The 10,462-nt window shown below is 35.9% G+C and carries 6 protein-coding genes; 3 read left to right on the forward strand and 3 right to left on the reverse strand.

What is annotated here, in order from left to right:
• The first annotated feature begins 295 nt into the window (after positions 1 to 295).
• The 3 genes from BU804_RS10375 to BU804_RS10385 all read left to right on the forward strand — a co-directional run bounded on the left by BU804_RS10375 (position 296) and on the right by BU804_RS10385 (position 4,154).
• A complete protein-coding gene (locus BU804_RS10375; RefSeq protein WP_075884004.1) occupies positions 296 to 1,213 on the forward strand; it encodes an NAD-dependent epimerase/dehydratase family protein in 918 nt (305 codons plus the stop codon).
• A 14-nt stretch (positions 1,214 to 1,227) separates the two neighbouring features.
• Positions 1,228 to 3,303, forward strand: a complete 2,076-nt coding sequence (locus BU804_RS10380; protein ID WP_075884005.1) for a glycosyltransferase — start codon at positions 1,228 to 1,230, stop codon at positions 3,301 to 3,303.
• A gap of 113 nt (positions 3,304 to 3,416) precedes the next feature.
• Positions 3,417 to 4,154, forward strand: coding sequence for an HAD family hydrolase (locus BU804_RS10385; protein WP_075884006.1), 738 nt, complete (start codon positions 3,417 to 3,419; stop codon positions 4,152 to 4,154).
• A 41-nt stretch (positions 4,155 to 4,195) separates the two neighbouring features.
• On the opposite strand, the gene BU804_RS10390 is transcribed toward BU804_RS10385, so the two are convergent.
• Genes BU804_RS10390 through BU804_RS10400 form a run of 3 tightly spaced genes read right to left on the reverse strand, consistent with a single transcriptional unit; the run spans position 4,196 to position 9,931 of the window.
• A complete protein-coding gene (locus tag BU804_RS10390; RefSeq protein WP_075884007.1) occupies positions 4,196 to 5,680 on the reverse strand; it encodes an efflux transporter outer membrane subunit in 1,485 nt (494 codons plus the stop codon).
• Complete coding sequence (locus BU804_RS10395; protein ID WP_075884008.1) at positions 5,673 to 8,786, reverse strand: efflux RND transporter permease subunit; 3,114 nt, start codon at positions 8,784 to 8,786, stop codon at positions 5,673 to 5,675. Before BU804_RS10395 ends, BU804_RS10390 begins: the two co-directional genes overlap by 8 nt.
• Positions 8,783 to 9,931, reverse strand: coding sequence for an efflux RND transporter periplasmic adaptor subunit (locus BU804_RS10400; RefSeq protein WP_075884009.1), 1,149 nt, complete (start codon positions 9,929 to 9,931; stop codon positions 8,783 to 8,785). The genes BU804_RS10395 and BU804_RS10400 overlap by 4 nt, the downstream gene beginning before the upstream one ends.
• Positions 9,932 to 10,462: the final 531 nt, after the last annotated feature.

A 10,462-nucleotide genomic window follows, 5' to 3' on the forward strand; every position in this document is an offset into this window, starting at 1 on the left:
AATGAGGTTCCAGTAAATTCCAAACTCTGTCGGATATATCATGTCTTCTGTGCGCTTCCATAAGATGCTCCATTGATGAGCGTAGAAGAGTAGCACATTTAAGCATTTATTTTATTTCTCGTGACTACACTATCTAGTGTTTTTTCTTTTTAAAACTTTTTGTTTAAACATTTTCTGATATTTAAATTAAGTTATTAATAAAGTTCTAGGATATAAATCCAAGATTTTTTAGCATATTCGATTAAGTTTTTATGATTTAGAAATTTAGACAATAAATGTTTTTTAGGAGAGACACTTGCTGGCTATTACCGGAACCTCAGGATTTATTGGAAAATATATTTGTCCTTACCTTCCTTTTCCACAAAAAAAATTATTCTCTTCATCCGTTTCTGAATATATTTTAGATGAGGGAAATAATTCAAAATCAATTACTTTCCCCCCACATGACTTGTCCTCTTTTATTAAAGACACCAGTACATTAATTCATCTCGCTTGCAAATCCAATCCCCGAAACGCAATTTTTTCTTTTCAGGAAGATTTAACCTTTACCACTCAATTATTTGAACATTTTGCTCAGGCAAATCCTAACGGCCATATCATTTTTGCTAGCACAGGTGGGAATATGTACTCAAGCGAACTTCCCCACAAACCAAGAACTGAAAAAGATCCCCCTTCTCCCAATTCTATCTATAGTGTTCAAAAATTGGCTGTAGAACATTATCTACGTTTAATGTGCCAAACTTATGGAATCTCTGCAACGGTTCTTCGAATCAGTAATCCTTACGGAACTCTTCTGGAACCTGAACGATTACAAGGTTTGATTGGAATTGCATTTAACAAAATTTTACTTAACCAAACATTAACTATTTTTGATTCTTCAGATAGTGTGAGAGACTATATCCATTTAGAAGATTTAACTTCTGTATTTCAGATAGTTAGCAGAAATAAGCCTTTAAAAGGGCTATTTAGCGTTTTTAATATTGGATGTGGAATAGGGTATTCTATTCAGGATGTGATTCAGCTAATAGAAAAAATTTCTAATCGATCTTTGCAAACTATTTACAGTGAATTGGCAATCACGACAAAGCCTTCCTGGAGCGTGTTATCTCATGAATATTTCCATTCACAATTTGGTTGGCGACCTCAAGTCAATTTAGAAAAAGGACTGGAAAAAATGTGGGATGTAGCCCTCTCACACTCACAAAATATATAATTTGGTAAATTTTTATGGACAATGAAACACCTCTTATTTCTGTTGTCATTCCTGTTTATAATCACGAAAAATTTGTCTCCATAGCACTCGATTCTGTGTTACATCAGAGTTATCCTCTAATTGAAATTATCATTATTGACGACGGATCAAAAGATCACAGCGCTGAAATAGTTGAACAATGGTTAAAACAAAACCAAACTTCAAAACAAGGATATTCATTTACTTTCATTCGTCAGCAAAATTCTGGGGCACATGCCACAATTAATCGTGGTTTGACAATAGCAAAGGGTTCACTATTGACGATTCTTAATTCTGATGATATCTATGAAAGAGATCGATTAAAAAAGCTAGTGGATAGACTTCAAACGGAAAAAGGAAGGCTCATTTTTTCTGGAATTAAAGGAATTGATGATCAGGGAGTAGATTTACCGTTTTCTCATCCCTGGAAAAAATCTTATGAAGATAGCCTTTGTTCTTTAGTAGAGATGCCAACTGTTGGCTTTCAACTCATGAAAAGTAACCTTGCTATAAGCACAGGTAACTTACTATTTACAAAAGATCTTTATGAAGCAGTTGGTGGATTTAGAAATTTGGAATTAGCGCATGACTATGATTTTTTACTTAGGGCTTTACTTCATGAAGAACCCATTTTTTTTGATGAACCGCTCTATTTATACCGTCTCCACAGTAATAATACATTTTCTCAAATTAATCACTTACTTCAATCCGATCTGAATGAAATTTATCGTACTTATCTTCTAGAAATTTCTAAGAGTCCTCCTTTAAATGTCCAAGCTCCATGCCCTACTTATTGGCCACTTGCTTTTCCCCTCATCCGTGATCGAATGAATATGGATCAAGCTCTTAATTATTACCTCACTAAACCTCAACCCCAGCTTAGCACAAAACTTGCTGATGATAACAAAAAAGCTTACCCCTCTCTTAGTACGACTAAAAAAATAAAAATCTCTCTTATTACTCATGAACTAAGTTTAACAGGGGCACCAAAGGTTGTCGTTGATTTAGCAATTCGTTTAAAACAAGATGGGCACTATGTGAATGTCATTAGCTTAAAAAACGGTCCGATGCGCCAACAATTAGAAAATCAAGGGATTTCAATTTCTGTTATTCCTAAATTCACCTATGATTTAACTTTTCATAAAAATAGTTTTATCTCAAAAGCAGCCAGAGTAATTAACACTTTCTGGATGATGTTAAAACTCCAACGAACTATGATTGGAAATTCTGTTGCTGTTGCATTTTATTTAACGCTTCTTTCACTGAATCCCTTTTATCGGATATTTTGGTATATTCATGAATCTCTTCCTCCTGCCGCATTATTGAATGTTAACCAAAAAAGAAATGCTTTACTTGACAAAATGAAAGCAAATTCCAACGTGAAAATTTGGTTTGGATCCGATAATACGAGAGAGTTATGGAAAAAGGCAGGATTTTCTGGGACGACAAAATACTGGAGCGGGATAAACGCTTCAAAAAAAAGGTCAACTTCTCGTTCTGGTCCCATCTCAGAAATTTTATCTGTGGGAACAAGCTCTGCTCGTAAGGGAACCTACTATCTGATCGAAGCTTTCATTAAAGGAATATTAGAAAAATCTATTCCTGATCATGTAAACTTAACGATCATCGGATTTTTTGAAACTGTGAATCGACCTGACTGTCATTTTTTAGGCGACCTTATTTTAAAAATCGTTAACTATGGTTTATTAGATCGCATTCATTTAATGGCATCTCTTCAGCCTGATCAAATTGATTATTATTATCATAGAGCCGATTTATATATTCAAGCTTCAATCTCCGAATGCCTTCCTTTAGCTATATTTCAAGCAATGGCAGTTGGTTTACCCATTATTAGCACAAATGTCAATGGATGTCCTGAAGCAATTGAAGATGGTAAAACTGGCTACATTTGTTACCCTAGAAGTCTTCAAGCTCTTTTGCATACAATTCTTAAAGCTTTAGCTGATCCCGAAAAAACTCGGCAGATGGGAGAACAAGCACAAAAGAAATTTATAGAAAAATTCAACATAGAGAAAAACTTTAAAGAAATTAATCAAGTGTTTTTTAATTAAATTGATTTAAACACACTATTTTTTTATAAGCACAGCATTTTCTCTTTCTTTACAAAAAATAAACAGTTTATTGATACAATAGAAAAATTATAATTATTTAGAGGAGCTCCCGTATGTTAAAACAAGTGTTTTTTTACTTGTTTATTTTAATTCCTTGCATGATCAGCCAAATGAGTCAAGTATATAGCCAAACAATAAATCCCATTAAAGTCATCGCATTTGATTTTGGTGGAGTCATTGCTAAAAGTGATAAAAGTGAAGTCAATCAATTTCTTGCAAAAGAACTCGGGATCACAGAAGAAGAGGCCGACGAACTCCAAAATAATTTAAAAATTTATTCGAGAAATGGAGGTATGGAGCAAGAATTTTGGGATCAATATACTCATTCGAAAGGAATAACACTTCCTGCAAATTGGAATGAGCTTTTTGATCAAGTTCGATTTAAATCTATCAAAGAAATTCCAGGTTCTATTCAAATCGTGAAAGAATTGCATAAACTAGGTTATCAAACCGCTTTGCTCTCAAACGTTCGTATGAATCAAGCACGCTTAAAAAGGCAGCTGGGATTTTATGATTTATTTCATCCTGTTTTACTTTCTTTTGAAATTGGTGCCAGGAAACCAGAGTCTCAATCTTATCAAATTTTATTAGATCAATTACAAGTTTTTCCTCAGCAGCTTTTATTTATTGATAATAAAGATTCAAACGTTGCTGCGGCAAAATCAATGGGTATGGACGGAATTGTTTTTATCAATGCCAAACAATTAACTGAAGAACTAAAAAAACGTGGTATTAACTTACCAGTTAAGAATTTTAACTCGCTTTCTACAGATTCAGCAGTAACGAAATAACCCTCTCCAAATCGATGTTGATATGTTCAACATCGATTGTACTACAAACATTCCTGCTTTTCTTTACTTAGATTTTCCGCATCGATGACCCATCCCCCTCCTAATACTTTATAAACGCTAACTAATGTTAAAAAAACATCAGCTTCAGCTTGAGCTAGGTTGAGTTGAGCTGTAAACAGTTTGCGTTCAGCGTCCAAAACATTCAAATAATCTGTCTGCCCATTATCGTATTGTAATTTAGCTAAATGTAGGTAATCTTTTAAAACAACGACACTATTTTTTTGTACATCAAGTAATTCTCGGGATTTTTGATGAGCAATTAAAGCATTATCTACTTCTTTAAAAGCATTCAAAACTGTTTGTTGATAATTGTAATACGCAATTCTTTTTTGCGCTTTCGCTAAATCGATGCCACTCGAAATCTTTCCTCCTGTAAAGATAGGTTGCAAAAGATTGGCTGCATACTGCCAGGCTCTTGTGGGAGAGGTAAAAAGATGATGAAGTTGAAGACTTTCAGACCCAAAATAACCGGTTAAAGAAATACTAGGAAAATACTGTGCTCTTGCTTCTCCAATTCGAGCATTCGCAGCAATTAATCCTTGCTCAGCTTGTATAATATCGGGACGTTGTTCTAATAGCTCTGAGGGTAGTCCGGCTGGCACAGCAAGTGGAGTTGGCCATTCATTAATATTCAATCCTCTTTCAATTTCTCTTGGGCTGTGCCCAATTAAAATGCTAATTAAATTTTCTTGTTGGGGAATTAAAACTTCTAATCGAAAAACTTCAGCAATTGCTTCATCCACTTCGGCAGCTGCCTGCTTAACTTCTAACTCAGACGTTAACCCTCCTTCAAAACGAAGTTTTGCTAATTCGTAAGATTCTTTCCTAGAAGTAACTGTCTGTTTAGAGACAATCAATTGCTGATCAAATTGTCGCATTTGAATATAGCTTGTAGCAACAGAACTTACAATAGATAGCACCAGAGCCCTGCGAGCTTGCACTTGTCCTAATAAATCTGCTAAAGCGGCTTCTGAAGAGCTATAAACTCGCCCCCATAAATCTAATTCATAAGCAGCTTCTGCAACTACACGATAATTATTGGTATAAGGAGAAGGAATTAAGTTTGTTCCTACAGGAGTTAAACCTGGTTGACCTTGAGAAGAAACGCCTGAAGAAGTTTCCCCTCTAGATAGTTCTGTTGGAGTGCGTTGACGTGAAGTAAGACCTACTCCGCTAATTTGTGGAAAAAATTGAGAACGAACAATTCCCAATCTTGCTTTAAATTCAGCAGTACGCGCGAGAGCCAGCTTTAAATCCTTATTATTTTCCAAAGACTCAAAGATGAGTTTTTTCAAAATAGGGTCGTCAAAAGCCTCCCACCATCTAGAATTGGCAGCTGTTGAAGTTTCTTCAAAAGGAGTACGCCATTTTTTAGGAATCTCCAAACAAGGTTGTTGATAAGGAGGATGGAGTACGCAAGAACTAAGTGTAAGGAGTAAGCAACTCGTCACTAAAATTCTAAACATGCTCTCTCTTCTCTTTTTTTTCTATACGTTGATCAATAAGTTTATAAAGTAGAGGAACTAAAAATACGGCAAGTATAGTCGCAGCAATCATGCCTCCAAATACACCCGTTCCAACTGAGTGTCGACTTGCAGCACCTGCGCCTGAGCTAATAACTAGAGGAAAAACCCCTAAAATAAATGTTAAAGAAGTCATTAAAATGGCCCTAAAACGCAGTTTAGCTGCTTCCATAGCTGCTTCCAAAACTGATAACCCTTCTTCTCTTTTAATGATTGCAAACTCAACAATTAAAATGGCATTCTTTGCTGACAAAGCAATTAAAGTGACTAAGCCAACGTTAAAATAGACATCATTTGAAATTCCTCTGATCCAAATTGCTAAAAATGCCCCCATCAAACCAAATGGTACGGCTAGTATAATAGCAAAAGGAAGAGACCACCGTTCGTATAAAGCTGAAAGAATCAGAAAAACCATCAAAACACCAATTAACAAAACGTTTGTAGACGTTCCTCCTGTTTTTTTTTCTTGATAAGCTTCACCACTCCAAGCATAAGTCATTTGCTCAGGGAGTTCTTCTTTTGCGAGTTGTTCCATTGCTGCCATCGCCTGCCCAGAACTATAACCTGGTACAGCTCCCCCAATAATTTTAGCACTTGTAAATCCATTAAAGCGGCTAACTAAATTGGCTCCTTTTGTATAGCGAGTGCTCAAAAATGACTTTAAAGGGACCATTTCATTATGTATAGAGCGTACATACATATCTTCCAGATTTTGTAAATTCGAGCGATAAGTAGGTTCAGCTTGGACATTTACCTGAAAAACACGCCCAAATTTATTAAAATTGTTAATATAAAGAGAGCCCAAAAAGATTTGCAATGTTTGAAAAACTTCACTAATAGTTACACCTAAAGTTTCAGCTTTATATCGATCTAAGTCGACATAGAATTGCATATTGTTAGTTTGGATAGAAGTTGTTAATCCCTGTAATTCCGGTCTTGCACGTGCTTTTGCAATAAAATTTTGGGTCACTGTTTCTAATGCCTGAATATCGCCATCCCCTCGATTCTCTATCCAAAATTCAAAACCACCAACAGTTCCAAGACCCTGAATAGCTGGTGGATTGAACGTCATGATTTGTGCATCAGAAATAGCACTATATTTTTTGTTTAAGGCTGCTTGAATCGCACCAGCTTGTAGCACAGGAGTTCTACGCTGATCCCAATTTTTCAATGTAATAAAATTAGTTCCCATCTGCAGGCGATTCAAAGATTCAAGCAAACTAAAACCTGTTAAAGACACCATATTTTCAACCCCCGGAATGTCCAAAGCTATTTCTGTAATAGCAGTATCCACTTCTTTTGTGCGGTCTAAGCTAGATGCATCTGGCATATTCACAAGTGCCATTAAATACCCTTGATCTTCTTGGGGAATGAAACTTGTAGGAATCACATGGTTTAAAATGACTAATATAGTGATAACAGAAGTAAAAAGTAAAAGCCCAGCCCAGGCATGATTTAAAATCCATTTGGTAATATGCATATAACCATTTGTAAAAGCATCAAATCCTTTATTAAACAACAGAGAAAAACGAGAAGGAGATGGGTGAGGCTTTAAAATTAATGCAGCTAATGCTGGACTAAGTGTTAAAGCAACAAATCCTGAAATTACCACGGATACTGATATTGTAATCGCAAACTGCTTATAAAGTTGACCCGCAATTCCGCCCAAAAATGCGACTGGAATGAATACAGCGCATAGGACAAATACAATAGCGACAACGGGGCCTGATACTTCTTCCATCGCTTTATGAGCTGCTGCTCTTGGCAAAAGTTTGAGCTCACGCATATTTCTTTCCACATTTTCTATTACAACGATTGCATCATCAACAACGATCCCAATTGCCAATACCATTCCAAATAAGGTCAGTGTATTTAAAGAAAACCCTAATACATACATTCCTGCAAAGGTACCAACGATTGACACGATCATGGCTATAATAGGAATTAGTGTCGCTCGCAAGTTTTGTAAAAAAATTAAAACCACTAAAGAAACCAGAATAGCCGCTTCAAAAATCGTTTTAGTCACTTCATGAATCGACGCTGTAATAAAATCAGTGGTATCGTAGGGAATCGTGTATTCAAGCCCTTCTGGGAAATTTTTGGAAAGGCGTTCCATTGTTTTTCTGACTTCTTCAGCCACTTCCAAAGCATTAGCTCCAAATAATGGATAAATAGCAATCATGGATGTCGTTTTTCCATTCAATGAACCATCTACATCATACGTGGCTGCACCCAACTCAACTCGTCCAACATCTTTAATTTGAACATATGATCCGTCGTTATTTGCTCTTAAAATAATATCCTCAAATTGTTTTGGGCTATCCAATCTTCCCTGACCAGTCAAAGGAACTGTCAATTGAGTGGAGCTATTAGTAGGAGGATATCCAAGTAAACCTGCAGTAAAATTATTGTTTTGAGCTTGAACAGCTTTGATCACATCATGCGTTGTCAATTGAAGTTGAGCCAATCGATCTGGCCTTAACCAAATACGCATAGAATAATCACGCGCATTTACAATCGTTGCATTACTAATTCCTGGTAAACGTAAAATTTCATCCACAACATTAATAGTTGTATAATTACTCACAAAAATATTGTCATATCGTTGATCAGGTGACTGTATCGCAACTAATTGCAATATATTTGGCGTTTGTTTTTTAATTTGCACGCCTGTTCGCTGCACTTCTTCAGGAAGTTGCGGAAGGGCCATGTTGACTCTATTTTGCACATTAACTTGAGCCATATCAATATTACTTCCAATCTCAAAAAATATGCTTAAAGCTATGTCTCCATTAGAAGAATTTTGAGAATACATATAAATCATATCTTCAACTCCATTAACTAGCTGCTCAATGGGTGCTGCAACGCTGGCTGCTGCCGTTGAAGCATCAGCACCGGCATAGGAAGCTGTCACTTGAATTTGAGGAGGCGTAATATTTGGATATTGCTCGATCGGTAACATTCGCAGCGCAAATAAACCTGCTAAGGTAATAATGATAGAAAGAACGAAAGCAAAAATAGGGCGGTCGATAAAAAAATGGGAAATCATGATGCTTTCTCAGCAAAAATTTTTTTTTTAATAGAGACTTTCATTCCAGGTCTTAATTTATTCACTCCATCCACAACGACTTGATCTCCAGCCTTTAAACCCGCATCAATAATCCAATTTTGTTGATCCCATACCCCGGGTTCTATAGGTTGCATGACAACTTCATCATCCTTATTCACCAAAAATACAAACATTCCCTTTTGGCTTTGAAGCACAGCTTTTTGCGGAACAAGAATGGCGTTTGGACGGGTTGCTCCAAGTAATTGGACTCGTACAAATTGACCAGGACGGAGGACATTTTTTGGATTAGGCAAAACAGCTCTAACCATCATTGTCCCTGTTTTTTGATCATAAGTAGGAGAGGAAAAATTAACCTTCCCACTTTCAGGAAAAACGGTTTGATCTGCTAAAATGACCTGAACCGTGAAATTATCATAAGCCGGAAACTGAAGCTTCCCTTGCGAAATAGACTTTTGACTACGTAAGATATCCCCTTCTGAGATACTAAAATTAACCCAAATAGGATCAATCACAGAAAGAGTGGCTAATTGATCTTGAGTTGGAGCGATGAGAGCTCCCTCTCTGTAATTAGCTTGTCCTACCTGACCTGAAACTGGGGCATAGATAGTCGTATATCCTAAGTTAATATCCGCTTCTTTCAATTGAGCTTTTGCAGCTTGAACATCAGCTTCGGAAGACAGCTGACGAGCAATTGCATTATCCAAATCTCTTAAACTTGCAGCTTTTTTCTCATAAAGGGGTTTATAGCGATCCACTGCCCGTTTTGCATCCCATAAAACAGCTTCTTCTCTGGCTAATTGTGCAGTAGATTTTTCCAGCGCAGCTTCAAAAGGCCTGGGATCAATTTGAAAGAGGAGATTTCCTTTTTGAACAAAACTTCCTTCCGTATAAGCTATTTTATCTAAATATCCTTCAATTCGGGCTCGAATTTCAACTACGTGAGAACTTTGAGCGATACCAACAAACTCAAAAACAGCAGGTACCGTTTTTGGTTCGACGATTTGAATACTTACATCTGTTGGCGGGGCTTGAAAATTCGTTGTTTTTTCTTTTTCGCAAGAACTTAAACATAAACTCGCTAAAAAAAAACAGAAGTAATCAAAAAAACAATTTTTTTTCGGCATTAAAATCTCTCTTAAACTTTTCTCTTTCGGAACGAACACTTTTGGGGAAATCTCATAATCAGAGTTTAGGGTTTAAATGCGAAAAACAAAAAAATTTAAAAAATACTCTAGTAATTTCCCAGCAAATAAATCCATATTTTCGTTTGTAAAAATAATTTCTATTTATGTAAGTAAATGGTTGAACAATGTCAATAAATTTTATATCTTTTCGACAAAATTTGATTTTATCATGACACTATGAAATTGAACGATATAGGCAAATCATTTCCCTCTTAAGTAAGGTTTATAATCAACCTTGTATGTAAACTTAAAAATTTTCGAAAAATGGATAACTGTGAAATCCATTAGTCGTTAAGAATTTTATCTAAAAGAACGCCAGTTTAACGTAAGGAGCCCTCAAAAATATTCTAGGAGCTTAAGTTACTTCGATTTCTGTATTTGAAAAGAACAGTCGAGATTTGGATGGATTCAAGCAATAATTAGCAAGACCTGCCATCAGATGGCTAAGAAAGTTCCATCGACTTCGGTACC

Origin of the sequence: Candidatus Protochlamydia sp. W-9, from assembly GCF_001950615.1 — a bacterium.
Lineage (GTDB): Bacteria > Chlamydiota > Chlamydiia > Chlamydiales > Parachlamydiaceae > Protochlamydia > Protochlamydia amoebophila.